Here is a 22,966-nt window from a genome sequence, read left to right on the forward strand (position 1 = left end):
ACTCCATGCCGCCACGTCCCGCGTCGTCCGCCCAGGATATCCCCACGCTTTCCGAGTCGGACGGCGTCCGTTACCTGCACTTCGACAGTCCCTGGATCCAGGGGGCGATGCGCATCGCGGACCCGGCCGAACTGGTGCTGGAATACACCGCGCAGATGATGGCCTGGCTGCTGTTCATGGAGCCGCCCAAGGACGGCGCCATCGGGCTGCTGGGCCTGGGCGCGGGGTCGTTGGCGCGCTTCTGCGTGAAACGCACCCGTAGCAGCGTGGTGGCGGTGGAATGGAATCCTCGCGTGACGGCGATCTGCCACGCCTTCTTCCGCTTGCCGGGGCCGCCGCGCCTCACGGTGGAGGAAGCGGACGCCGGCGCATGGGTGACCGAGCCCGAGCATGCCGGCCGCTGCCCGATTCTGATGGTCGACCTGTACGACGCGCATGCGCGCGGTCCGGTGCGCGATTCCGTGCGCTTTTATCGCGATTGCCGGCGCGTGCTGGGAGACACCGGCGTGCTGGCGGTCAACCTGTTCGGCGAGCACGAAAGCTTTCCGCGCAACATCGAAAACCTGTACTCGGCCTTCGATGGCAGGCTGGCGCTGTTGCCGGAGATCGATGCGGGGAATCGCATCGTGCTGGCGTTTTCCGGGCCGCCCATCGATATTCCCGTCGAAGCGCTGCTGGATCGCGCCGCGGTGGTCGAAGCGGCCTATGGCCTGCCGGCGCGCCGCTGGGCCCGCGCGCTCGCGGGGCAGGCGCGCGAGGGCCGGCTCGTCTACTGAGCGCGCTCGTTTTGCCAAAAGAGGGCTTGCGGACCGGCCTGGCAACTGCAAGAATAAGCCAACCATAATTATGAATTATGTGGGGCGTTGCCGCATTGCCTGGCCCCCGCCGCACCGTCCTTCGCAGGTCCGGATATCGCCATGGATTTCGATACCGCTCCAGGAACGCCGCAACCCATCGTCCGCCAGGCCATGTACCTGGAAGCCGCGGAACGCCTGCGCGAAATGATCCGTTCGCGCGCGCTGGGGGCTGGCGCATGGGTGGACGAACTGCGGGTCGCGGCCCAGTTGGGCATATCGCGCACGCCGCTGCGCGAGGCGCTCAAGCTGCTGGCCAGCGAAGGCCTGGTACGCCTGGAGCCGCGCCGAGGCTGTTTCGTCAACGAGCTGTCCATGCGCGACCTGGACGACATCTTTCCCCTGATGGCGATGCTGGAAGGCCGCTGCGCCTACGAAGCCGCGCGCAAGGCCGCGCCGGAAGACGTCCGCCGCCTGTCCGCCCTGCACGACGCGCTGCGCGACCACGCGGCGGCCGGACGCATCGACGCCTATTACGAAGCCAACTACGTCATCCATGAGGCCATCCAGGCCCTGGCCGACAATCGCTGGCTGTCCGACACCATCGGCAATCTGCGCAAGGTGTTGAGCCTGTCGCGCCATAAAAGCCTGACGCTGCCCGGCCGCATGGACGAGTCCTGCGCCGAGCACATGGCCATCCTGGCGGCCATCCGAGACCACGATCCGGAACGTGCGGAAGCCGTGGCGCGCAAGCACCTGCTGCGGCAGCTCGACGCCCTGCATGCCCTGGAGCAGGGCGCGGCCGATGCCCCCGCGCAATCCCCATCCGACCAGGCGACGCCCGGCGTGGCCGCCGCCCCCACCGACAAGGAGCCCGTTCATGGCCGTTCCCGAACCGCTCGTTCCCGCGCGCGCGACGCGCTCGCCGGCTAAAACCGTGGCGCATCGCGAGCTTGCCGTCGCGCCGCCTTCCGCCGACGCGGATCTCGACAAGCCCTCCGCCGAAGCTGGACTGATGGCGCGCCTGGGCAAGTTGTGGGAGCGCGATCCCTTCCGCGACCAGGCGGCGCTGCGGCCGCTGTTCGGCCCACGCCTGACGGACGTCGCCGCGAACCGGCTGGCGCATGCCTGGTGCCAGGCCTATACCGCCGCCGACGGCAAGGTGCGCCGGACCATGCTGGGTCTGCTGGCGACGGCCGGCGCGGCGCAGGAACAGCCCGACGAGGCCAACGGTCGCCTGTTCCGGCGTTTCAACAACCAGCCGGACGGCCTGCGTTTTCTGGTCGATCTGCGCGCCGACATGCTGCGCTGGCGCAAGCAGGTGGCGGGGCTGCAGGCGCTGGACAAGACGCTGGAAGGCCTGCTGTCCGCCTGGTTCGACGTCGGCCTGCTGGAGCTGCGGCGGCTGACCTGGGACTCCCCCGCGTCCTTGCTGGAAAAACTGATCGTGTACGAGGCCGTGCACGAAATCCAGTCCTGGGACGACCTCAAGCATCGCGTCGCGGAGGACCGCCGCTGCTATGCCTTCTTCCATCCGCAGATGCGCGACGTGCCACTGATCTTCGTGGAAGTCGCCTTCGCGCCGCAGATGGCCGATGACGTACAGACGCTGCTGGACACGACGCAGCCGCCGCAGAACCTGGACAAGGCGCGCTGGGCGATCTTCTATTCCATCTCGAATACCCAGCCGGGCCTGCGCGGCATCAGCTTCGGCAACTTCCTGCTCAAGCGAGTGATCGACCAGTTGCTGGAGGAGCTGCCGAAGCTCAAATCCTTCGCCACCTTGTCGCCGATACCGGGGTTCGCCGATTGGCTGGGCAAGCTCAACGCGGACGAGGTGGAAGAGATCGTGCGCGACAAAAGCCGCGAACGCGCGCGCCGCGGCGTGCCCGACGGCGCCCGCTGGCTGGCGCGCCTGCGCAAGGCCGCCACCGCGCGTGGCGCCAACGAGGTCGTGCGGCGCGCGGGGATGAAGTTGGTCGCGGCCTACCTGCAATCCATGAAGAGCGGCGCCCCGCTGGATCCCGTGGCCCGTTTCCACCTGGGCAACGGCGCCCGCGTCGAACGCATCAACTGGGGTGCGGACCGGTCGCCCAAGGGGCTGGCGCAATCGGCCGCCTTGATGGTCAACTACCTGTACGAGCTGGACGAGCTCGACGGCAACCTGAGCCGGCTGAACGCCGGCAAGCCGGCCGTCAGCCGCTCCATCACGCGCATGGGGTAAAAACGCCTTTTGGCATAAAACCGCCCAGGGGACCAGGGGACATGGCGATCGCCGAACCGCCGCTCGAATCATCATCCGCCGCGCCACCGGCCGCGGGGCGGGTGTTGTGCCGCCGCGAAGGCGCGGTGGCCCGCGTCTGCCTGTCCCACCCGGGACGCATGAACGCCATCACCGTCGCGATGTGGGCCGAACTGGCGCGCCTGTTCGGCGAGCTTTCCGCCGATCCCACGTTGCGCTGCATCGTCGTGCAAGGCGATGGCGGGCATTTCGCCGCGGGCGCGGATATCCGCGAATTCCCGCGCGAACGCGGCGACCTGGCCGCCGTGGTGCGCTATCACCGGGACATACTGGCCCCCGCGCTCGCGGCAATCGCGGCCTGCCTCCATCCCATCGTCGCACGCATCGACGGCGTGTGCGTGGGCGGGGGGCTGGAAATCGCCTGCCTGTGCGATCTGCGCATAGCCGCGCGTACCGCGCGCCTGGGCGCTCCCATCAATCGCCTGGGGTTTCCGATGGCGCCGGACGAGATGCGCGGATTGCTGCAACTCGCGGGACGCGCCGTCACGATGGAATTGTTGTTGGAAGGGCGCATCCTGGACGCGCCGGAAGCCTGCGCCAAGGGCCTGCTGACCCGCGTCGTGCCCGATGCCGACCTGGACGGCGAGGTGCGGCGTTGCGTGGACCGCATCCAGGCGGGCGCGCCGCTGGCAGCCCGCCTGAACAAGGGCATGGCGACGCGCCTGGCCCGCGCCGAAGCGCTCGACGACGAAGAATACGAACGATTTTTTTCCTATGCCGAAAGCCGCGACCACCGGGAGGGCGTGCGCGCCTTTCTGGCCGGCGAAGCACCGATATTCACTGGAGACTGAAGAGAGTGAGCAACGCCAATCTGTACGCGGTACTCGAAACGGGTTTTCCGCAGGATCGCAGCAAGGTCGCGATCGAAACGCCGACCCTGCGCTACACCTGGGACGACATCGACAGGGCCAGCGCCTGCCTGGCCAACCTGTTGAAGTCCTTGCACCTGCCCAGGGATGCCCGGGTGGCGGTACAGGTGGAGAAGTCCCCGGAAGCGCTGTTGCTCTACCTGGCCACCCTGCGCGCCGGCCTGGTGTATCTGCCCTTGAACACCGCGTATCGTGAATCGGAGATCGATTACTTCCTCGGCAACGCCGAGCCGTCGGTCGTCGTGTGCGCCTCGGCCAACCTGCCCTGGATACAGCGGCTGGCGGACAAGTGCGGCGTCGCGCACGTATACACGCTGGACGACGATCGCACCGGCACGCTGCTGGACGCGGCCGGCAAGCTTCCCCAGACCTTCAAGACCGTGACGCGGCAGGCGGACGATCTGGCCGCCATCCTGTACACGTCGGGCACCACGGGCCGCAGCAAGGGCGCCATGCTGTCGCATGGCAACCTGGCGTCCAACGCACGGGTTTTGAACAGCTATTGGGGTTGGCGCGCCGACGACGTGCTGCTGCACATGCTGCCCATCTTCCATGTGCATGGCCTGTTCGTGGCGTCCCACGGCGCGCTGCTGGCGGGCGCCCGCATGATCTGGCTGCCCAAGCTGGACCTGGACCAGGCGCTGCGCTATCTGCCTGAAAGCACCGTCATGATGGGTGTGCCCACGTACTACGTGCGGCTGCTGGCGGATCCGCGTTTCGATCGCGAGGTGTGCGCGCGCATGCGCCTGTTCATTTCCGGTTCGGCGCCGCTGCTCACGGAGACCTTCGGCGCCTTCCAGGAGCGCACCGGCCATACGATCCTGGAGCGTTATGGCATGAGCGAGACCGTCATGCTGACCTCCAATCCCTACGACGCGGTGGAAGGCGCGCGCATCGGCGGCACGGTGGGCAAGGCGCTGCCTGGCGTGGAAGTCCGCGTGGTGGACGACAACGGCAGGAAGCTGCCGCCCGGCGAGATCGGCAATGTGCAGGTGCGCGGCCCGAACGTGTTTTCCGGCTATTGGCGCATGCCGGAAAAAACCCGCGAGGAGTTCGCCGAGGAAGGCTGGTTCAAAACCGGCGACGTCGGCCGCTGGGGTGGCGAGACGAATGGCCATCCCATTCCCGTCGACTATCTGAGCATCGTCGGTCGCAGCAAGGACCTGATCATTTCGGGCGGCTTCAACGTCTATCCCAAGGAGATCGAGTCGGTCATCGACGACATGCCGGGGGTGGAGGAATCGGCCGTCATCGGCGTGCCGCATCCCGATTTCGGCGAAGCCGTGGTCGCCATCGTCGTGCCGCGCGCGGGCGCGGCGCTGGATCCCGCGGCGATCCAGAACGAGCTCAAGGGCCGTATCGCCAACTTCAAGGTGCCCAAGCGCGTGCACGTGACGGAACAGCTGCCGCGCAACACCATGGGGAAGGTGCAGAAGAACGTCCTGCGCGATACGTTCGGCCAGTTGTAGATTACGTAATCAGGTAATCACGTAATCAAGTAATCACGTAATCACGTAAGCCACGCAGGCCGCGGCCCGATCATCGACAGACCAGCCTGGAGGACACACCCCCATCCCACCACGATACCCGTAGCGACGCGCGTAAGGATTCATAAACAGCGGCGCCCCACATGGCGCGCCGCATCGATCGATGGGCACTAACCCATCCTACGCAGCACCCGGAGGAGAACAACATGGCTTACCGTACCAGGTTCGCGGCGCTGGGCGCCGCTTTGCTCGCACTCACCCTGGCAAACCCGGCATCGGCCGATTGGCCGGAACGTCCCGTCACCATCATCGTCCCGTTTCCCGCGGGCGGCGGCACCGACACGTTCGCCCGGCCCCTGGCGGAACAGCTGCGCGCGCAGCTGGGCCAGACGGTCGTCATCGACAACAAGGGCGGGGCGGGGGGCACCGTGGGCGCCGCCGTCGCGGCCAAGGCGCGTCCCGATGGCTATACCTTCTTCATGGGCGGCGCGCACCACGCGGTGGCGCCGGCGCTGTACAAGCAGCTCAGCTACGACATCCAGAAGGATTTCATCCCCGTGGCCCTGCTGGCGCAGCCGCCCCAGGTGGTCGTCATCAATGCATCCAAGCTGCCCGTCAAGACCTTGCAGGCCTTCATCGCCTACGCCAAGGAGCGGCCCGGCCAGATCAACTACGGCACGGCCGGCAAGGGCAGTACCCACCACCTGGCGGGCGAGCTGTTCGCGATGCAGACCGGGATCAAGCTGGTCGACGTGCCTTACCAGGGCGCCGGGCCCATGCTGTCGGCGCTGATCGGGGGGCAAGTGGAAATGGCGTTCGACGGCCTGGGATCGTCGTCGGGGCACATCCGCGCGGGCAGCATCAAGCCGCTGGCGGTGGCGGCGGCGCAGCGTTCGCCGTTTTTTCCCGATATCCCGACCGCGGCCGAGTCCGGCGTCATGAATTACGAGGTGTCCACCTGGTACGCGCTATGGGCGCCGGCCGGTACGCCGCGCCCGGCCGTCGACCGCATGATCCGCGAGGTCACCATCGCCTTGAACACGCCCAAGCTGAAAGAACAGTGGGCGTCCAACGGATCGGCGACGCCGGACCTGACGGGGCCGGAATTCGGCAAATTCGTCGATGCCGAAGTGGCGCGCTGGGGCAAGGTGGTGAAGGACTCCGGAGTTACGCTGGAGTAGATCGCCGCTGCTGGCGGGCGGCGCCCGCCGCCGGCGCCAGGGGCCGGCGGGCGTCGGGCCGAAGGCCTCAGGCCATCGGCGCACGGCCCGTCGGCCGTGCGCCGATCAGCCCTTCAGCGCCATGCACTGGCCTCGTCCAGGCTGCGCATGATCTCCGGCGGCAGCGTCAGATAGGCGGCCTTGACCAGATCGTCCAGCTGCGCCAGCGACGTCGCGCTGGCGATGGGGGCGGCGATGCCGGGCTGCGCGATGGTCCAGGCCAGCGCCACCTGGGCGGGCGTGGCGCCGGTCGCTTCCGCCGCCTTGTCCAGCGCGTCCAGGATACGGATGCCGCGATCGTTCAGATACGTCTCGACGATCTTCTTGCCGCGCACGCTCTTGCCGGCATCGGCCGCCGTGCGGTACTTGCCGGACAGGAAGCCGCTGGCCAGCGCGTAGTAGTTGATCGTGCCCAGCCCCTGCGCCGTCACCACCGCCTGCAGTGCGCTTTCATAGGGTTCGCGCGAATACATGTTGTATTCGGGCTGAATGGATTCATAGCGCGGCAGGCCATTGCGTTCGCTGAACAGCAGGGCCTCGGACAGCCGCACCGCGGTGTAGTTGGAAGCGCCGATGGCGCGTATCTTGCCCTGGTCGCGCAGCTTGCCGTACGCCGCCAGGGTGTCCGTCAGCGGCGTATCGGGATCGTCGCGATGCGATTGGTAGAGATCGATATAGTCCGTCTGCAGCCGTGCCAGCGAGTCTTCCACGGCGCGCGCGATATACGCCGGCGACAGGCCTTTCGCCTTGGGGCCCATTTCCATGCCCACCTTGGTGGCGATGATCACTTTGTCCCGCTTGCCCGACTTGGCCAGCCACTTGCCGATGATGACCTCGGATTCCCCGCCGCGGTTGCCGGGCGCCCAGCGGGAATAGACGTCGGCGGTGTCGATGAAATTCAAGCCGGCGTCGACCATGGCGTCCAGCAGGGAAAAGGCCTCCGCTTCGCCGACGGTCCAGCCGAAGACATTGCCGCCGAACGCCAGCGGCGGGACGGTCAGGCCGGAACGGCCAAGTTGACGTTGTTGCATGGTCAGGTCGCTCTCTCGAAGGTTGTATTGCTTGCCAGACAAATGCCCGGCGAGGCGTCAGAAATTTCTTCTTGTCGATATGGTTCTTTCGGCCAAGTATATCGGCCGAATGGCGGCGCGACGTACTTACCGAAAAGTTCAGGGATTTCCCCCGCGTGGCGGTCCACTACGCCAAGTTAGACTATGCACTTTTAGGGGACGGGCAGTACTCGCAGCCCGCCACGGGCGGCCCGTCCCAGGCGCATTCCAAGGTCGAGGAGCCTGCTTATATGTCTAAGACAAAATCCGCCGCATTCGCGATTGCCGGCGCGTTGGGGCTGGCTGCCGCGCTGCACTCCGGCGGAGCCGCGCTATCCGCCCCCGCCGGGCAGAAGTCGGTGGCCGTCATGGCCATCGTCGAGCATCCCGCGCTGGATGCCGTGCGCGATGGCGTCAAGGACGCGCTCAAGGCGAAAGGCTACGACGCCAGCAAGAACCTGAAATGGCAATACCAGAGCGCGCAAGGCAATACCGGCACCGCTGCGCAGATCGCCCGCAAGTTCGTCGGCGATCGTCCCGATGCCATCGTCGCCATCGCCACGCCGGCGGCGCAGGCCGTGGTGGCGGCCACCAAGGATATCCCGGTCGTCTACGCCGCGGTCACCGATCCCGTGGCGGCACAGCTGGTACCGTCGATGGGGCCCTCTGGCACCAATGTCACCGGCGTTTCCGACGCGCTGGAACTGGACCGGCAGATCGACCTGATCCGCAAGATCGTGCCCAACGCCAAGCGCGTGGGCATCGTCTACAACCCTGGCGAAGCCAATTCCGTGGTCGTCGTCAAGCAGATGCAGGAACTCCTGCCCAAGGCCGGCATGAGCCTGGTCGAAGCCGCCGCGCCGCGCACCGTGGACGTCGCCGCCGCCGCGCGCAGCCTGATCGGCAAGGTGGACGTCATCTACACCAGCACGGACAACAACGTCGTGTCCGCCTACGAGTCGCTGGTCAAGGTGGGCACCGACGCCAAGATCCCGCTGATCGCGGCGGACAACGACAGTGTCAAGCGCGGGGCGATCGCCGCGCAAGGCGTCGATTACTACCAGCTGGGCCAGCAGGTCGGCGACATCGTGGCACGCATCCTGAAGGGTGAAAAACCGGGCGCGATCGCGTCGGCCACGGTCAACAAGGTGCAGCTCACCTTGAATCCGGCCGCTGCCCAGGCCCAGGGCGTCGCCTTGCCGGAAGCCCTGATCAAGTCGGCTGCGACGGTCATCAAGTAAGCCACGGCCGCCAAGATGTCTTTTTTCTCTTTGCTGGGCGCGCTGGAGATCGGTCTGGTCTTCAGCCTGGTGGCCCTGGGCGTCCTGATTTCCTTTCGTCTGCTGCGTTTTCCCGACCTGACGGTCGATGGCAGTTTCCCGCTGGGCGCCGCGGTGGCGGCCACCATGATCTCGGCGGGCTTCAATCCCTTCGCCGCGACCGGGTGCGCCATCATGGCGGGCGCGCTGGCAGGCTGGGTGACCGGCTGGCTGAACATCAAGCTGCGCATCATGGACCTGCTCGCCAGCATCCTGGTCATGATCGCCTTGTACTCGATCAACCTGCGCGTGATGGGCCGGCCGAACGTGCCGCTGATCACCGAACCTACCGTCTACACCATGCTGCAGCCCAAGTGGCTCAGCGACTACATGGCGCGGCCCCTGATCCTGCTGGTGGTGGTGATCGCCTGCAAGCTGCTGCTGGACTGGTTTCTTTCCACCGAGCTGGGGCTGGCGTTGCGGGCGACCGGCGCCAATCCGCGCATGGCGCGCGCCCAGGGCGTCAACACCGGACGGCTCGTCCTGGGTGGCATGGCACTATCCAATGCGCTGGTGGCGCTGGCCGGCGCCCTGTTCGCGCAGGCGCAGGGCGGGGCGGACATCTCCATGGGCCTGGGCACCATCGTGATCGGCCTGGCCGCGGTCATCGTCGGCGAAAGCCTGCTGCCGGCGCGCCGCATCGCGCTGGCGACGCTGGCGGTCATCCTGGGTGCCATCGTCTACCGCTTCTTCGTCACCCTGGCGCTGAACATCGATTTCATCGGCCTGCAGGCCCAGGACCTGAACCTGGTGACCGCGGTGCTGGTGACGATCGCGCTGGTGATCCCGCGCCTGCGTCGGCGCCGGCGTCCGGGACAAGGGGCCTGACATGCTGACCGCCCACGATCTGCACATTACCTTCAATCCCGGCACGCCCATCGAAACCCGCGCGCTGCGCGGCTTGTCCCTGCATATCCCGACCGGCCAGTTCGTCACCGTCATCGGCTCCAACGGCGCCGGCAAGTCGACGTTCCTGAATGCGGTGTCGGGCGACCAGGCGGTGGACAGCGGCCGCATCGAAATCGACGGCAGGGACATGACCCGCCAGCCGTCCTGGGGCCGCGCCGATTACGTCGCCCGCGTGTTCCAGGACCCCATGGCCGGCACCTGCGAGGACCTGACCATAGAGGAAAACATGGCGCTGGCGCAGGCCCGCGGCGCGCGCCGCGGGCTGCGGCACGCCGTCAAGGCCGCCATGCGCGGCGGGTTCCGCGAACGGCTCGCCACCCTGGGGCTGGGCTTGGAAAACCGCCTGGGCGACCGCATCGGGCTGCTGTCGGGCGGCCAGCGCCAGGCCGTCAGCCTGCTGATGGCCGCCCTGCGGCCTTCGCGCCTGCTGCTGCTGGACGAACACACGGCGGCGCTCGATCCGCGCACCGCCGACTTCGTGCTCGGCCTGACCGCGCGCATCGTCGCCGAAAACCGGTTGACCACGCTGATGGTGACGCACAGCATGCGGCAGGCCCTGGAAGTCGGCGATCGCACCGTCATGCTGCACCAGGGCCAGGTGGTGCTCGACGTCTCCGGCGAAGAGCGCAAGGGACTGAGCGTCTCCGACCTGCTCGCCATGTTCGAGCGGGTGCGGGGCGAAAAGCTGGCCGACGACGCCTTGCTGCTGGGCTGACGCCATGGTCCGGTCCAGGCGCGACAAATGTGCATACGGCACGGTGGCGTTGGTGCTGCAGGGCGGCGGGGCGCTGGGTTCCTACCAGGCCGGCGTGTACGAAGGCCTGCACGACGATGGCCTGCGGCCCGATTGGGTGTCGGGGATCTCCATCGGCGCCATTAATGCCGCCATCATCGCCGGTTCGCCCGAAGGCGAGCGCGTGGAGCGCCTGCGCGGCTTCTGGGAAACCATCTGCCGTTCCTACGGTTACGAAAACCTGCCGTGGGGGGCATGGATGAACGGCCGGCTGGCGGCGGCCTCGGCGCTGTTGCATGGCCAACCGGGATTCTTCAAGCCGCGCGTGCCGCCGCCGTTCTTCCAGCAGGGCATCGCCGCCACCAGCTATTACGACACGTCGCCGCTGCTGGAGACGCTGCGCACCTATGTCGATTTCGGCCTGCTGAACAAAGGAACCGTACGCGCCAGCTTCGGCGCGGTGAACGTGCGCACCGGCAATTTTTCCTACTTCGATAGCACGCAGTGCGAGCTGACGCCGCATCATGTCATGGCGTCCGGGGCCTTGCCGCCGGGGTTTCCGCCGGTGGAAATCGACGGCGAATACTACTGGGACGGCGGCCTGGTATCGAACACGCCGCTGTACTACGTGCTGACGGGCAGTCCGATGCGCGACACGCTGGTCTTCCAGGTCGATCTCTGGCCGGCGCGCGGCCCGCTCCCCGCGAACATGGATGAAGTCGAAGAGCGCCGCAAGGACATCCAGTACTCCAGCCGTACGCGCCTGGTCACCGATACCCTGAAATCCAACATCAAGCTGCGCGAAGACCTGCAGCGCGTACTGGCCATGCTGCCGCCTCAGCGGCGCAACGCGCCCGACCTGGCCGAGATCCGCCGCGACGCGCAGATTCCGGCGATCAACGTGATCAACCTGATCTACGACACGAAGAACTACGAGCGCCATTCCAAGGACTACGAATTCGGCGCCGAAGCCATGCGCGATCACTGGGCGTCCGGCCTGGCCGATGTCCGCTCGACGCTGGGGCTGCCTGGCGTGCTGGACCTACCGCCGGAAGGCGAACATTTCGTCACGCACGACGTCCATCGTCCAGACAACGTGTGAGCGTCCGTGCCGAGGATCCGTCCTAATTGGCATCCGCATCGGAAACGCAAGGAAATCAAGGTGGTAGCTTTCGCTGCACCTCGATCATCCTTCGCAATCTTGTGGAATGTCATGGAATCGTGCACCCAGACTGAAGATACGCCGCTTTCCCTGGCCTTGTGGGAGCCGGACGACGATACCCGCAATCGGACCGTCCATCTGCTCGCCCGGCTGGGTTTTCACGTTCATGGCTGCCGTGACGCCGCCGGCCTTTTCCAGTGGCTGGATCTGCGCGATCCGGACCTGGTGCTGGTCGGGGCGAGCGCGCCGGTCAGCCAGGTGGTGGATGCCGTGCTGCCGCGCCTGAGCGCGCATTACGGCGCCGGCATCCTGCTGCAGGCGCCCGACGCAGCCCAGCAGACCCGCCTGAACGCGTTGCAGGCAGGCGCCCACATGTGCCTGGACCGGCGCTACGAGGCGAACGAACTCGCCGCGTTGCTGCGTGCCCAGGCGCGCCGGGCGATGCGCCAGCGGCGGCGATCGGCGGGGACAGCGGGCGCGCCCGCGGCCAGGCCGCCGGTGCATCCCGCGTCAACGCCCGCCGCCCATCCCGCCGTCCGGGCCGCGCCGACCCCGAACGCCGTGGGGCTGGTCGGATCCACCGATATCGCAGGCCTGCTGGGATCGGCGCCGGGCAGCCGTACCGCGGGTTATGCCTTGCGCGGCATGGCCATGCAGGGCGGCGCGGCAGCGGGCGCGCCGGCAGCGGGGATCCCGCGCAACATGCCCGCCCGCGAGCCCTGGCGCGTGCTTTACCAGGGCTGGGTGCTGGTGACGCCCGCCGGCAAGCGCATCCACCTGACGGGCACGGAGCGGGCCTGCTTCATCTGCCTGCTGGACAATCCCAAGCGCGAGCTTTCCCGCGCCGCCATGAGCGAATTCATGACCGCCACCAATCTGCGTTCGGTGAACGTGGCGATCAGCCGCCTGCGCAAGAAGGTCCAGGAAAGCGGCGAAAGGCTGCCCTTGCATACGGTCCATGGCATGGGCTATGTGTTCGTGGGAGAACTGGCTACGCAGGAATAGGTGGGTGTGGGCTGGTGTGGACGGCTGTGGCGGGGTAGGGCCGGGTGTGGTCAGGCGTGGCCGGCCGCGCGGCGCGATAATATTGTCCTGTTCCGTTCCGGCTGCCCTGTATCGATGGGCGGTGCGCCGGAACCCAGACGACACGCGACGCGATGATAGACCTAGGCGTAAATATCGACCACGTAGCCACGCTGCGCCAGCAACGGCACACCGATTATCCCGACCCCATCGAAGCGGCCCTGCGCGCCGAAGACGCTGGCGCCGACGTAATCACCCTGCATCTGCGCGAGGATCGGCGCCATATCCAGGACGACGACGTCCGTCGCCTGCGGCCGCTGCTGCGTACCCGGATGAACCTGGAATGCGCGGTCACTCGCGAAATGCTGGACATCGCCTGCGATGTACGCCCGCAGGACGTCTGCCTGGTGCCTGAAAAGCGCGCGGAACTGACCACGGAAGGCGGCCTGGATGTCGTCGGCGGCCTGGCTGCCGTCACCGGCGCCGTGTCGCAGCTGCACGATGCCGGCATCCGGGTGTCCCTGTTCATCGATCCCGACGCCGCGCAGATCGCCGCCGCCGCCCGCAGCGGGGCGCGCGTCGTCGAGCTGCACACCGGCGCCTACGCCGAGGCCGATGGCGATGCCGCCCAGGCCGAACTGGCGCGCATCCGGCGCGCCGTGGCCGAAGGGCTGCGCCATGGGCTGCAGGTCAATGCCGGGCACGGGCTGCACTACGGCAACGTCCAGCCGATTGCCGCGCTGGATGGCATCGCGGAACTGAATATCGGCCATGCCATCGTGGCGCGCGCGGTGTTCGACGGTTGGGAAAAAGCCGTGCGCGACATGAAGGCGCTGATGGTGCGGGCGCGCGTGGCACCGGATATCCGCTGATGCACCCGGCACATCCCATTGCCAGCCCGGCGGGCGCCATGCCGGCCATCGCCGGCATAGGCCTGGACCTGATACGCATCGATCGCATCGAGCGGGCGCTGCGGCGCCACGGCGACCGTTTCGCCGAAAAGGTGCTGGGCGAACAGGAACTGGCCAAATTCCATGCGCGGCGCGCACGCGATCCGCGCCGCGGCGTGCGCTTCCTGACCACCCGATTCGCGGTCAAGGAAGCCTTTTCCAAGGCCATAGGACTGGGCATGCGCATGCCCATGACATGGCGGCGCGTACAGACGCTGAACGCGCCCGGCGGGCGTCCCGTCCTGGTACTGTCGCCGGAGTTGCAGGCCTGGTACGAGCCCCGCTTCGGCGCCGCCCACGTATCGCTGACCGATGAGACCGACATGGCCGCCGCTTATGTGATCGTCGAACGGCGGACCGCGTGAGCACGCCGCCGTCGGTGCCATCGACGGCGTCGAAGCCGTCAAAGCCGTCGAATGGCGCCACGCAAGCCCATCGAACCCGCGGTCGCGGAAGGACACACAGGGCGGCATTTCGCCCATGAAGCCGGCGCGCCGCGCCGGACCCAGATCAGAGATCCCCATGCCACGTGAAAAGAAAAAATCCAGGAAAGATTCGCAGCCGCCCGGCCCCGTCATGGTCGACGTGGCCGGTCCCGTGCTGACCAAGGAAGAAAAAAAGCGCTTGCGCCATCCCCTGGTGGGCGGCGTCATCCTGTTCGCGCGCAACTTCCAGGACCGGCAGACCCTCTGCGAACTGACCGCCCGCATCCGCAAGGTGCGCGACGAACCGCTGCTGATCGCGGTGGATCATGAAGGCGGCCGCGTGCAGCGTTTCCGTTCCGATGGCTTCACGCCCTTGCCGGCGATGCGCGGCCTGGGCCGCGTATGGGACACCGATCCCTTGCTGGCGATGCGCCTGGCCACGGAAACCGGCTACGTGCTGGCGGCGGAGCTGCGCGCCTGCGGGGTGGACCTCAGCTTCACGCCGGTGCTGGACCTGGACTACGGCGTCAGCAAAGTGATCGGCGATCGCGCTTTCCATCGCGATGCGCGCGTGGTCGCCATGCTGGCGCGCGCCCTCATCCAGGGGCTAGGCCTGGCGGGCATGGCCGCGTGCGGCAAGCATTTCCCGGGGCACGGCTTCGTCAGCGCCGATTCGCACCACGAAATTCCCGTCGATCCGCGCAGCCTGGAGCGCGTGCTGCGCGAGGATTCCGCACCCTATGGCTGGCTGGGCGATCTGGTGCTGCCTTCGGTCATGCCGGCCCATGTGATCTATCCCAAGGTGGACGACAAGCCGGCCGGTTTTTCACGACGCTGGATCCAGGATATCCTGCGTGCCCGCATGGGCTACGATGGCGTGGTGTTTTCCGATGACCTGACCATGGAAGGGGCGTCGGTGGCGGGCGATATCCTGGCCCGCGCCAACGCCGCCCTGGGGGCCGGCTGCGACATGGTGCTGGTATGCAATCGGCCCGATATGGCCGACGACTTGCTGGATCGCCTGCGCCACGAATCCGACCCGCAATCCGTCGAACGCATACGCCGCCTGATGCCGCGCACCCCATCCGTGGCCTGGGATGATCTCCAGGCCGACCGCCGTTACCAGCATGCCCGAAGCCTTCAATCTCAAATCGTTTCTGGCTGACCTGCCGCATCTGCCGGGCGTGTACCGGCACATCGATGCGAATGGCGAAGTCATGTATGTGGGCAAGGCGCGCGACCTCAAGAAGCGCGTGTCTTCCTATTTCCAGAAGACCCTGACCAGCCCGCGCATCGCGCAGATGGTGGGCAAGGTCGCGCAGGTGGAAGTCACCGTCACGCGGTCCGAGGCCGAGGCCTTGATCCTGGAAAACAACCTGATCAAGAGCCTGCGTCCGCGATACAACATCCTGTTCCGCGACGACAAGTCCTATCCTTACCTGCTCATCACCGCGCATGACTGGCCGCGTATCGCGTACTACCGCGGATCGACCAACAAGCCCGGCCAGTTCTTCGGGCCGTTTCCCAATGCCTGGGCGGTGCGCGAAACCATCCAGATCCTGCAGAAGGTCTTCCGGCTGCGCACCTGCGAGGACACGGTATTCGCCAACCGCTCGCGGCCTTGCCTGCTGCACCAGATCGGCCGCTGTTCGGCGCCCTGCGTGGGCGCGGTACAGGCCGAGGACTATGCCAACGACGTCGCGCGCGCCGGCCGTTTCCTGAACGGCCAGGCGAAGGAAGTCATGCAGGACATCGAGGCCCGCATGCTGCGCGCTTCCGAAGCCCTTGAGTTCGAGACGGCCGCGGCGCTGCGCGACCAGATGGGATCGCTGGCGCGCGTGCTGCACCAGCAGACCATGGAGGACATGGGCGGCGAGGACTGCGACATCATCGCCGTGGCCGCGGCTGGCGGCCGGGTCTGCGTGAACCTGGCCATGGTGCGCGGCGGCCGCCATCTTGGCGACAAGCCTTTTTTTCCCACTCATGCCGAAGGCGAGTCGGCGCCCGACGTGCTGGAAGCCTTCGTCGGCCAGCACTACACGGACAATCCGCTGCCGCCGGTCATGGTGTGTTCGCATCCCTTGCCGGACGACGAGCTGCTCGCGCTGCTGGCGGAACAGGCTGGCACGCGCAGCCGCGTGCTGACGCGGCCGCAGGGCGTGCGCCGCTCCTGGCTGGAGCAGGCCACCCGCAACGCCGAAATGGCCCTGGCGCGGGCGCTGACCGAATCCGGCGCGCGCGCCGCACGCACGCTGGCGCTGGCCGAAACGTTGGACATGGATACCGACGAGGCCGCGCTGGACGGACTGCGCATCGAATGCTTCGACATCAGCCACACGGCGGGGGAAGCGACGCAGGCATCCTGCGTGGTGTTCGAGCACCACGAAATGCAGCCGTCGCTGTACCGGCGCTACAACATCGCCGGCATCACCCCGGGTGACGATTACGCAGCCATGCGGCAGGTCCTGACGCGCCGCTTCGCCAAGGTCGCCGACGGCGAAGCCCCGCTGCCGGGGCTGGTGCTCATCGATGGCGGCAAGGGCCAGGTGGAAGTCGCCCGCCAGGTTTTCGCCGAGCTGGGCCTGGACGTGCACGTGCTGGTCGGCGTGGCCAAGGGAGAGGGCCGCAAGGTGGGCCTGGAAACGCTGGTCTTCCCCGACGAGCGCGCGCCGGTGGCCCTGGGACCGGAATCGGCGGCGCTGATGCTGATCGCGCAGATCCGCGACGAAGCCCACCGTTTCGCCATCACCGGCATGCGGGCACGGCGCGCCAAGGCCCGCAACGTATCGCGGCTGGAGGAAATCGAAGGCGTCGGCGCGCGGCGGCGCCAGCGCCTGCTGGCGCGTTTCGGCGGGTTTTCCGGGGTATCGCGGGCCAGCATCGAGGATCTGGCGTCGGTGGACGGCATTTCCCAGGAACTGGCCGAGCGTATCTACGACGCGCTGCATTAGCGATGGACCCGGCCGGCCGCGCCTCGCCGGCCGCGCCTCGCCGGCCGCACCTGGTCACGGCGTCCGGCCCGCTCGTCCGGAAGATGACAGCCGGGTTGTGCGGGGCTGTTGTAGCATACGCCTCATCATGCCTATTAACGTTCCCATAATCCTGACGTGGCTGCGGATCGCCATGATCCCGCTGGTCGTTGGGCTGTTCTATCTGCCTTCCAGTTGGCTGGCTGAATCCCACCGGGACACGTTCGCGGCCGCGGCGTTCATCATTGCCGCGCTGACCGATTGGTTCGACGGCTGGCTGGCCCGGAAATGGAACCAGACCTCAGCCTTCGGCGCCTTCCTCGATCCCGTGGCCGACAAGCTGATGGTCAGCGCCGCGCTGATCGTGCTGCTGTACCTGGGGCGGGTGGACGCCTATATCTCGCTGATCATCATCGGCCGGGAAATCACCATTTCCGCGCTGCGGGAATGGATGGCGAAAATCGGCGCCAGTGCCAGCGTGGCCGTCCATCGCCTGGGCAAGTTCAAGACGGCGGCGCAGATGGTGGCGATCCCCTGCCTGCTGTATTACCAGCCCATACATGGCATCAGCACCCGGGTGCTGGGCAATATCCTGATCTTCATCGCCGCCATCCTGACGGTCTGGTCGATGCTGTACTACCTGCAGCGCGCCTGGCCGGCCATCCGCGAAAAAGGCCTATGACCATCCGCTCCATTTCTGCGATTCCCTTGTCCATGCCGTTCGATATCGGCGGACCCAAGCCGATGCTGGCGGGCAAGCCGCGCGAAATGGAGATGCTGCTTATCCGCGTCGAAACCGACCAGGGGCTGGTGGGCTGGGGCGAGGCCTTCGGCTTCGCCGTGTGGCCCGCCACCAAGGCGGCCATCGAGGCGCTGGTGGCGCCCCTGGCCGTGGGCCGCGACGAGGCGGACATTGCCGGCCTGATGAACGACCTGACCCGCAAGTTCCACCTGCTGGGCCGCTCCGGCCCGGTCATGTACGCCTTGTCCGGCCTGGACATCGCGCTGTGGGACCTGGCCGGCAAGGCGGCCGGCAAGCCGGTCGCCGACCTGCTGGACCCACGGCGTCCGGGACGGCGGCGCGACAGCGTGCCGGCCTATGCCAGCCTGATGCGCTACACCGATCCCGATGTGGTGGCGCGCAATTCCGCCCGCGCGGTCGCCGAAGGCTATACCACCATCAAGCTGCATGAGATCGGCGTCGCACAGGTCCGCGCGGCGCGCGAGGCGATCGGTCCTGGCATCAAGCTGACGGTGGACACCAACTGCCCCTGGACCGCCGACGAAGCGATTTCCATGGCGCGCCAGATGAAGGACCTGGACCTGCACTGGCTGGAAGAGCCCGTGTTCCCGCCCGAGGACCATGCCAGCCTGGCACGCGTGCGGTGCGAGGCCCCCGTGCCGACGGCCGCCGGCGAAAACGCCGCCGGCTACCTCGAATTCAAGGCCATGTTCGACGCCCGCGCGGTGGATTACGCGCAGCCCAGCGCCACCAAGGTGGGCGGAATATCCGAGCTGATGCGCATCGCCGCGCTGGCGCGGGAATACGGCGTCAAGCTGGCGCCGCATTCGCCCTATGTGGGGCCGGGCCTGCTGGCCACCGTGCACGTGCTGGCGGCCCTGGAAGAAGAAATCGAGCTGGAATACTGCTACTGCACCATAGACGTGAATCCGCTCGGCGACGCGGTACAGGCCGCGGGTGCCCGCCTGGCCGTGCCCACCGGTCCCGGGCTGGGACGGGATCCGGACATGGCGCTGGTGGAGAAGTGCGCCGTCCGCTGACCCCGCGCCCCGTGCGGGCACTGTCCGCCTGTTGGACAGTGCGCCGCAACCGTCTTGCGCGGACAGCCATAAGCGCCAACACTCGGCGGACAAGAATTCCAACAGGCCTTCAGGAGACATCATGGCATTCATCAACTGGGCCAGGCGTTGCGCGCCGGCCGTCCTGTCCACCCTGGCATTGATTGCCGCGCCCGCCGGTACCGCGCTGGCGCAGGGCAGTTATGTGCGGCTGGTCGTGGCTTTTCCGGCCGGTGGCCCATCGGACCTGATGGCGCGCGTGATCAGCGAGCAGCTCGGCAAGGAGCTCAAGCAGAACGTGGTGGTGGAAAACCGGCCCGGCGGCAATGGCGCGGTGGCCGCGCAGTACGTGCTGCACGAGCCGGCGGATGGCAAGACCCTGTGGATCACCACGGCGGGCGCGATCACGATCAACCCGTCGCTGTATCCCAAGCTGGCCTACAGCGTGAAGGATTTCGCGCCGGTATCGCTGGTGGTGAACACGCCGGAAATGCTGGTGGTCAATCCGAAGAACCCGGCCCGGAATGCCAAGGAATTCGTCGCCAACGCGGGCAAGGGCGGGCAGGTCAACTTCGCCTCGTCCGGCATCGGCAGCATGCCCCATATGGCGATCGCGCTGCTCAGCGAAAAAACCAAGGTGCAGTTCCTGCACGTGCCGGAGAAAGGCGCCGCGCCGGCAATTTCCGACCTGATGGGCGGGCACGTGGACGCCTTCGTGGGTGACGTGCCGGGTATCCAGGCCCTGGTGAAGTCGGGCGGATTGAAGGGGCTGGCGATCGCCTCGCCCAAGCGCAGCCAGCTGTTCCCGGATATTCCCACCTTCGCGGAAGAGGGCATACCGGGCATGGAGCTGTTGAACAACTGGAGCGGCATCTATGTGTCGGCGAAAACCCCCGCCGCCACCGTCGATCAGTTGAACCAGGCCATCCGTCGCACGATCGCCGACCCCACGGTGGCCGCCAAGCTGCGCGAACTGGGCGTGGAGCCGCAGGCGACCAGCCCCGCGGAGCTGGCCGCATTGGCCGAGCGGGACAGCACGCAGTGGTCGCGCATCATCAAGACCAACAATATCCAGCCGGAATAGGCGGCCAGGCCGTCTGCCTGCCATAGGCGGCGGCCATGCCGCCTGCCTGGCGTGCCGCGCAACGCGCGGCCGCGCTATTGCCGGGCGCTGCGGGCTTCGGTCGATGGGCCGGGCCAGCCCGGTGTCGCGCGCCACGGATTGATGTCCAGGCCGCCTCGCCGCGTATAGCGCGCATAGACCGATAGCCGTGACGGCCGGCAGGCCGCCATCAGGTCGGTGAAGATTCGCTCCACGCAGTGTTCGTGGAATTCCGTGTGCTGGCGGAAAGAAACGATATAGGCGAGCAGGGCGGCCCGGTCCAGTTTCGGGCCGCGGTAGCGGATCTGCACGCTGCCCCAGTCGGGCTGGCTGGTGACGGGGCAGTTCGATTTCAACAGGTCCGACGTCAAGGTTTCCTCCACTTCCCCCGCGCCTGGTACGCAGCGCAGGAGCTCGGGCGCCGGTGTGTAGGCCTCGATGGCGACGTCCAGGTCATCCAGGGTTTCGCCGGCGAGTTCGACGATGCGTTCATCCTGGAAGTCCCGCGGCGCGACCAGCGCCAGTCGCACCGGCCCGCCGGCCGCGGCGCTGACGTCCCGCTGTACGCGCGCCATGTAGGCATCGGCGTCCGGCAGGCGGGCCTGGTTCAGCGAATTCAGGTAAAGCTTGAACGACTTCGACTCGATGATGCGCGGCGTATCGGCGGGCACCGTGAAGCGCCCGATGGCGACGCGGGGCTTGCCGCGCGGATCCAGCCAGGAAAGTTCATAGGCGTTCCAGATGTCGGCGCCGTGGAAAGGCAGGGGTGTGCCGACGCCTATCCCCGCGCGATTGACGTCGCGCTCGATGGGGTACAGGAGGCCTGGATCGTATTCCGCGGGGTAGGCGACGTCGTGCCCCAGCGGTGCGTGGTCGAGATTCATGGATGGGCAATGCGAGTCATGCGTATGGCGCTATTTTAGGCGCTCCACCGTGGCGCCGCGATATGCACGCCGGCGCATTGTTTGCACTTCCCGGCGTGTCATGTCGGCGCGTACGGCGCTCCGGCGTGCGATATCGCCAGATTCCGCAATCTCCGGCGGGTAGAATCGCTGCAATCGATTTAGGCGAGGAACGGCGTGGATCCGATCATTTCCGTCAGGGGCCTGTCCAAGACATACAAGTCCGGCCTGCAAGCATTGAAGAACATCGACCTCGACATCCGTCGCGGCGAAATCTTCGCCTTGCTGGGCCCCAACGGCGCCGGCAAGACGACGTTGATCAGCATCATCTGCGGCATCGTCAATCCCAGCCAGGGCAGGGTGCTGGCCGATGGGCACGACATCGTCCGCGATTACCGGGCCGCCCGCGCAAGCATCGGGCTGGTGCCGCAGGAGCTGAATACCGACGCCTTCGAAAGCGTCTGGAGCACGGTCACGTTCAGCCGGGGCCTGTTCGGCAAGCCGGCGGATCCGGCCCATATCGAACGCGTGCTGCGCGACCTGTCGCTATGGGACAAGAAGGATGCCCGCATCATGGCCCTGTCCGGCGGCATGAAGCGCCGCGTCATGATCGCCAAGGCGCTGTCGCACGAACCGCGCATCCTGTTCCTGGACGAGCCCACGGCCGGCGTCGACGTCGAACTGCGTCGCGGCATGTGGGAAATGGTGCGGCGCCTGCGCGAGCAGGGCGTCACCATCATCCTGACCACGCACTACATCGAGGAAGCGCAGGAAATGGCCGACCGGGTCGGCGTGATCCGCAGCGGCGAGATCATCCTGGTCGAGGACAAGCAGGCCCTGATGAAAAAACTGGGCAAGCGGCAATTGACGCTGACCTTGAAGGCCGCGTTGCCGGCGTTGCCCGCCGCCTTGCAGGGCTACCAGCTGGAACTGGCCGGCGATGGCCACGAACTCGTCTACACCTACGACAACCAGGCGGGTGGGGGCGACATCGCGACCGTGCTGCGCAAGCTCGAGGAAGCCGGCATCGAGTTTGCCGACCTGCGCTCGTCCGAGAGCTCGCTGGAAGAAATCTTCGTCAGCCTGGTCCATGCACGTTCCTGAACAACAAGCGCCGACCATGAATATCTACGCCATACGCGCCATCTACCTGTTCGAATTGCACCGCATGTGGCGCACGCTGATGCAAAGCGTCGCGTCGCCGGTGATTTCCACTTCGCTGTACTTCGTGGTGTTCGGATCCGCCATCGGTTCGCACATGGTGAACATCGACGGGGTCAGCTACGGCGCCTTCATCGTGCCCGGCATGATCATGCTGGCCTTGCTGACCCAGAGCATATCCAACGCCTCGTTTGGCATCTACATGCCCCGCTTCACCGGAACGATCTATGAGATCCACTCGGCGCCGATCTCCTACGTCGAGATCGTGATCGGCTATGTGGGGGCGGCGGCGTCCAAGTCCATCATCCTGGGCGTCATCATGCTGGTGACGGCGCGCATCTTCGTGCCGTTCCATATCGCGCATCCGCTATGGATGATCGGCTTCCTGGTGCTGACCTCGGTGACCTTCAGCCTGTTCGGCTTCATCATCGGCATCTGGGCCGACGGCTTCGAAAAGCTGCAGGTGATTCCGCTGATGGTGGTGACGCCGCTGACCTTCCTCGGCGGGAGCTTCTATTCGATCAACATGCTGCCGGACTTCTGGCGCGCCGTGACCCTGTTCAATCCGGTGGTCTATCTGGTCAGCGGTTTCCGCTGGAGCTTTTTCAACGTGGCCGACGTGCACGTCGGCGTCAGCCTGGGCATGACGCTGGTGTTCCTGGTGGTCTGCATGGCCGCCGTGCGCTGGATCTTCAAGACGGGATACCGCCTGAAAACCTGAACGCGGCGCGCCGCGACCGCGAAAGACCAAGGCCCCGGATCGCTCCGGGGCCTTTGCGTTTGCCATGCC

General features: G+C 66.8%; 22 protein-coding genes. 20 read left to right on the forward strand and 2 right to left on the reverse strand.

Annotated elements, in window-relative coordinates; translation table 11 throughout:
• Nucleotides 1-5 precede the first annotated feature (5 nt).
• From CAL12_RS08810 to CAL12_RS08835, 6 genes are all read left to right on the forward strand, one after another.
• Nucleotides 6-776, forward strand: coding sequence for a spermidine synthase (locus CAL12_RS08810; protein WP_086064144.1), 771 nt, complete (start codon nucleotides 6-8; stop codon nucleotides 774-776).
• 141 nt (nucleotides 777-917) lie between these two features.
• The gene (locus CAL12_RS08815; protein WP_232464748.1) at nucleotides 918-1,727 is read left to right on the forward strand and encodes a GntR family transcriptional regulator; all 810 of its coding nucleotides are present in this window, start codon (nucleotides 918-920) and stop codon (nucleotides 1,725-1,727) included.
• Nucleotides 1,675-3,018 carry a malonyl-CoA decarboxylase domain-containing protein gene (locus CAL12_RS08820; protein ID WP_198298409.1) on the forward strand — a complete coding sequence of 448 codons (1,344 nt, stop codon included), beginning with the start codon at nucleotides 1,675-1,677 and terminating at the stop codon, nucleotides 3,016-3,018. The genes CAL12_RS08815 and CAL12_RS08820 overlap by 53 nt, the downstream gene beginning before the upstream one ends.
• 41 nt (nucleotides 3,019-3,059) lie before the next feature.
• A complete protein-coding gene (locus CAL12_RS08825; protein ID WP_086064145.1) occupies nucleotides 3,060-3,887 on the forward strand; it encodes an enoyl-CoA hydratase/isomerase family protein in 828 nt (275 codons plus the stop codon).
• Between the two features lie 5 nt (nucleotides 3,888-3,892).
• The gene (locus CAL12_RS08830) at nucleotides 3,893-5,434 is read left to right on the forward strand and encodes a malonate--CoA ligase (RefSeq protein WP_086064146.1); all 1,542 of its coding nucleotides are present in this window, start codon (nucleotides 3,893-3,895) and stop codon (nucleotides 5,432-5,434) included.
• Between the two features lie 224 nt (nucleotides 5,435-5,658).
• Nucleotides 5,659-6,633 carry a Bug family tripartite tricarboxylate transporter substrate binding protein gene (locus CAL12_RS08835; RefSeq protein ID WP_086064147.1) on the forward strand — a complete coding sequence of 325 codons (975 nt, stop codon included), beginning with the start codon at nucleotides 5,659-5,661 and terminating at the stop codon, nucleotides 6,631-6,633.
• Between the two features lie 113 nt (nucleotides 6,634-6,746).
• Here the strand turns inward: CAL12_RS08835 and CAL12_RS08840 are convergent, their stop codons facing one another.
• On the reverse strand, nucleotides 6,747-7,703 hold the full coding sequence (locus CAL12_RS08840) for an aldo/keto reductase (protein WP_086064148.1): 957 nt from the start codon (nucleotides 7,701-7,703) through the stop codon (nucleotides 6,747-6,749).
• A 269-nt stretch (nucleotides 7,704-7,972) separates the two neighbouring features.
• On the opposite strand from CAL12_RS08840, the gene CAL12_RS08845 reads away from it, so the two are divergent.
• From CAL12_RS08845 to CAL12_RS08900, 12 genes are all read left to right on the forward strand, one after another.
• Nucleotides 7,973-8,962, forward strand: a complete 990-nt coding sequence (locus tag CAL12_RS08845; protein WP_086064149.1) for an ABC transporter substrate-binding protein — start codon at nucleotides 7,973-7,975, stop codon at nucleotides 8,960-8,962.
• A 15-nt stretch (nucleotides 8,963-8,977) separates the two neighbouring features.
• Nucleotides 8,978-9,868, forward strand: coding sequence for an ABC transporter permease (locus CAL12_RS08850; RefSeq protein WP_086064150.1), 891 nt, complete (start codon nucleotides 8,978-8,980; stop codon nucleotides 9,866-9,868).
• Between the two features lies 1 nt (nucleotide 9,869).
• Nucleotides 9,870-10,664: an ABC transporter ATP-binding protein gene (locus tag CAL12_RS08855; RefSeq protein ID WP_086064151.1), complete on the forward strand. Its 795-nt coding sequence runs from the start codon at nucleotides 9,870-9,872 to the stop codon at nucleotides 10,662-10,664.
• Between the two features lie 4 nt (nucleotides 10,665-10,668).
• Nucleotides 10,669-11,784: a patatin-like phospholipase family protein gene (locus CAL12_RS08860; protein ID WP_086064152.1), complete on the forward strand. Its 1,116-nt coding sequence runs from the start codon at nucleotides 10,669-10,671 to the stop codon at nucleotides 11,782-11,784.
• Nucleotides 11,785-12,546: 762 nt separating this feature from the next.
• Nucleotides 12,547-12,849 carry a helix-turn-helix domain-containing protein gene (locus CAL12_RS08865; protein ID WP_232464846.1) on the forward strand — a complete coding sequence of 101 codons (303 nt, stop codon included), beginning with the start codon at nucleotides 12,547-12,549 and terminating at the stop codon, nucleotides 12,847-12,849.
• 152 nt (nucleotides 12,850-13,001) lie between these two features.
• The gene (locus CAL12_RS08870) at nucleotides 13,002-13,739 is read left to right on the forward strand and encodes a pyridoxine 5'-phosphate synthase (protein ID WP_086064153.1); all 738 of its coding nucleotides are present in this window, start codon (nucleotides 13,002-13,004) and stop codon (nucleotides 13,737-13,739) included.
• Nucleotides 13,739-14,182 carry a holo-ACP synthase gene (gene acpS, locus CAL12_RS08875; RefSeq protein WP_086064154.1) on the forward strand — a complete coding sequence of 148 codons (444 nt, stop codon included), beginning with the start codon at nucleotides 13,739-13,741 and terminating at the stop codon, nucleotides 14,180-14,182. Before CAL12_RS08870 ends, acpS begins: the two co-directional genes overlap by 1 nt.
• 157 nt (nucleotides 14,183-14,339) lie before the next feature.
• Entirely contained in the window at nucleotides 14,340-15,407 is a 1,068-nt protein-coding gene (gene nagZ / locus CAL12_RS08880) for a beta-N-acetylhexosaminidase (protein WP_086064155.1), read from the forward strand.
• Complete coding sequence (uvrC, locus tag CAL12_RS08885) at nucleotides 15,370-17,193, forward strand: excinuclease ABC subunit UvrC (RefSeq protein ID WP_086064156.1); 1,824 nt, start codon at nucleotides 15,370-15,372, stop codon at nucleotides 17,191-17,193. The genes nagZ and uvrC overlap by 38 nt, the downstream gene beginning before the upstream one ends.
• 127 nt (nucleotides 17,194-17,320) lie before the next feature.
• The gene (pgsA, locus tag CAL12_RS08890; protein ID WP_086064157.1) at nucleotides 17,321-17,893 is read left to right on the forward strand and encodes a CDP-diacylglycerol--glycerol-3-phosphate 3-phosphatidyltransferase; all 573 of its coding nucleotides are present in this window, start codon (nucleotides 17,321-17,323) and stop codon (nucleotides 17,891-17,893) included.
• A complete protein-coding gene (locus CAL12_RS08895; RefSeq protein WP_086064158.1) occupies nucleotides 17,890-18,993 on the forward strand; it encodes a mandelate racemase/muconate lactonizing enzyme family protein in 1,104 nt (367 codons plus the stop codon). Before pgsA ends, CAL12_RS08895 begins: the two co-directional genes overlap by 4 nt.
• 121 nt (nucleotides 18,994-19,114) lie before the next feature.
• Nucleotides 19,115-20,095, forward strand: coding sequence for a Bug family tripartite tricarboxylate transporter substrate binding protein (locus CAL12_RS08900; protein ID WP_086064159.1), 981 nt, complete (start codon nucleotides 19,115-19,117; stop codon nucleotides 20,093-20,095).
• Between the two features lie 74 nt (nucleotides 20,096-20,169).
• On the opposite strand, the gene queF is transcribed toward CAL12_RS08900, so the two are convergent.
• Entirely contained in the window at nucleotides 20,170-20,997 is an 828-nt protein-coding gene (gene queF / locus CAL12_RS08905; RefSeq protein ID WP_086064160.1) for an NADPH-dependent 7-cyano-7-deazaguanine reductase QueF, read from the reverse strand.
• A gap of 195 nt (nucleotides 20,998-21,192) precedes the next feature.
• On the opposite strand from queF, the gene CAL12_RS08910 reads away from it, so the two are divergent.
• Nucleotides 21,193-22,119, forward strand: a complete 927-nt coding sequence (locus tag CAL12_RS08910; protein WP_086064161.1) for an ABC transporter ATP-binding protein — start codon at nucleotides 21,193-21,195, stop codon at nucleotides 22,117-22,119.
• A 16-nt stretch (nucleotides 22,120-22,135) separates the two neighbouring features.
• Complete coding sequence (locus CAL12_RS08915; protein ID WP_086067766.1) at nucleotides 22,136-22,897, forward strand: ABC transporter permease; 762 nt, start codon at nucleotides 22,136-22,138, stop codon at nucleotides 22,895-22,897.
• The last annotated feature ends 69 nt before the right edge of the window (nucleotides 22,898-22,966 follow it).

The organism is Bordetella genomosp. 8 (assembly GCF_002119685.1).
Classification (GTDB): domain Bacteria; phylum Pseudomonadota; class Gammaproteobacteria; order Burkholderiales; family Burkholderiaceae_B; genus Bordetella_C.

What these genes read in the sequence shown, in the direction of transcription:
- CAL12_RS08815 (WP_232464748.1), top strand. Translation starts at nt 918, where the DNA reads ATGGATTTCGATACCGCTCCAGGAACGCCGCAACCCATCGTCCGCCAG.
- nagZ (WP_086064155.1), top strand. Translation starts at nt 14,340, where the DNA reads ATGCCACGTGAAAAGAAAAAATCCAGGAAAGATTCGCAGCCGCCCGGC.
- CAL12_RS08915 (WP_086067766.1), top strand. Translation starts at nt 22,136, where the DNA reads ATGAATATCTACGCCATACGCGCCATCTACCTGTTCGAATTGCACCGC.
- CAL12_RS08900 (WP_086064159.1), top strand. Translation starts at nt 19,115, where the DNA reads ATGGCATTCATCAACTGGGCCAGGCGTTGCGCGCCGGCCGTCCTGTCC.
- CAL12_RS08865 (WP_232464846.1), top strand. Translation starts at nt 12,547, where the DNA reads ATGCCCGCCCGCGAGCCCTGGCGCGTGCTTTACCAGGGCTGGGTGCTG.
- CAL12_RS08810 (WP_086064144.1), top strand. Translation starts at nt 6, where the DNA reads ATGCCGCCACGTCCCGCGTCGTCCGCCCAGGATATCCCCACGCTTTCC.
- acpS (WP_086064154.1), top strand. Translation starts at nt 13,739, where the DNA reads ATGCACCCGGCACATCCCATTGCCAGCCCGGCGGGCGCCATGCCGGCC.
- pgsA (WP_086064157.1), top strand. Translation starts at nt 17,321, where the DNA reads ATGCCTATTAACGTTCCCATAATCCTGACGTGGCTGCGGATCGCCATG.
- CAL12_RS08845 (WP_086064149.1), top strand. Translation starts at nt 7,973, where the DNA reads ATGTCTAAGACAAAATCCGCCGCATTCGCGATTGCCGGCGCGTTGGGG.
- CAL12_RS08835 (WP_086064147.1), top strand. Translation starts at nt 5,659, where the DNA reads ATGGCTTACCGTACCAGGTTCGCGGCGCTGGGCGCCGCTTTGCTCGCA.
- CAL12_RS08825 (WP_086064145.1), top strand. Translation starts at nt 3,060, where the DNA reads ATGGCGATCGCCGAACCGCCGCTCGAATCATCATCCGCCGCGCCACCG.
- CAL12_RS08840 (WP_086064148.1), bottom strand. Translation starts at nt 7,703, where the DNA reads ATGCAACAACGTCAACTTGGCCGTTCCGGCCTGACCGTCCCGCCGCTG.
- uvrC (WP_086064156.1), top strand. Translation starts at nt 15,370, where the DNA reads ATGCCCGAAGCCTTCAATCTCAAATCGTTTCTGGCTGACCTGCCGCAT.
- CAL12_RS08870 (WP_086064153.1), top strand. Translation starts at nt 13,002, where the DNA reads ATGATAGACCTAGGCGTAAATATCGACCACGTAGCCACGCTGCGCCAG.
- CAL12_RS08860 (WP_086064152.1), top strand. Translation starts at nt 10,669, where the DNA reads ATGGTCCGGTCCAGGCGCGACAAATGTGCATACGGCACGGTGGCGTTG.
- CAL12_RS08895 (WP_086064158.1), top strand. Translation starts at nt 17,890, where the DNA reads ATGACCATCCGCTCCATTTCTGCGATTCCCTTGTCCATGCCGTTCGAT.
- CAL12_RS08820 (WP_198298409.1), top strand. Translation starts at nt 1,675, where the DNA reads ATGGCCGTTCCCGAACCGCTCGTTCCCGCGCGCGCGACGCGCTCGCCG.
- queF (WP_086064160.1), bottom strand. Translation starts at nt 20,997, where the DNA reads ATGAATCTCGACCACGCACCGCTGGGGCACGACGTCGCCTACCCCGCG.
- CAL12_RS08850 (WP_086064150.1), top strand. Translation starts at nt 8,978, where the DNA reads ATGTCTTTTTTCTCTTTGCTGGGCGCGCTGGAGATCGGTCTGGTCTTC.
- CAL12_RS08855 (WP_086064151.1), top strand. Translation starts at nt 9,870, where the DNA reads ATGCTGACCGCCCACGATCTGCACATTACCTTCAATCCCGGCACGCCC.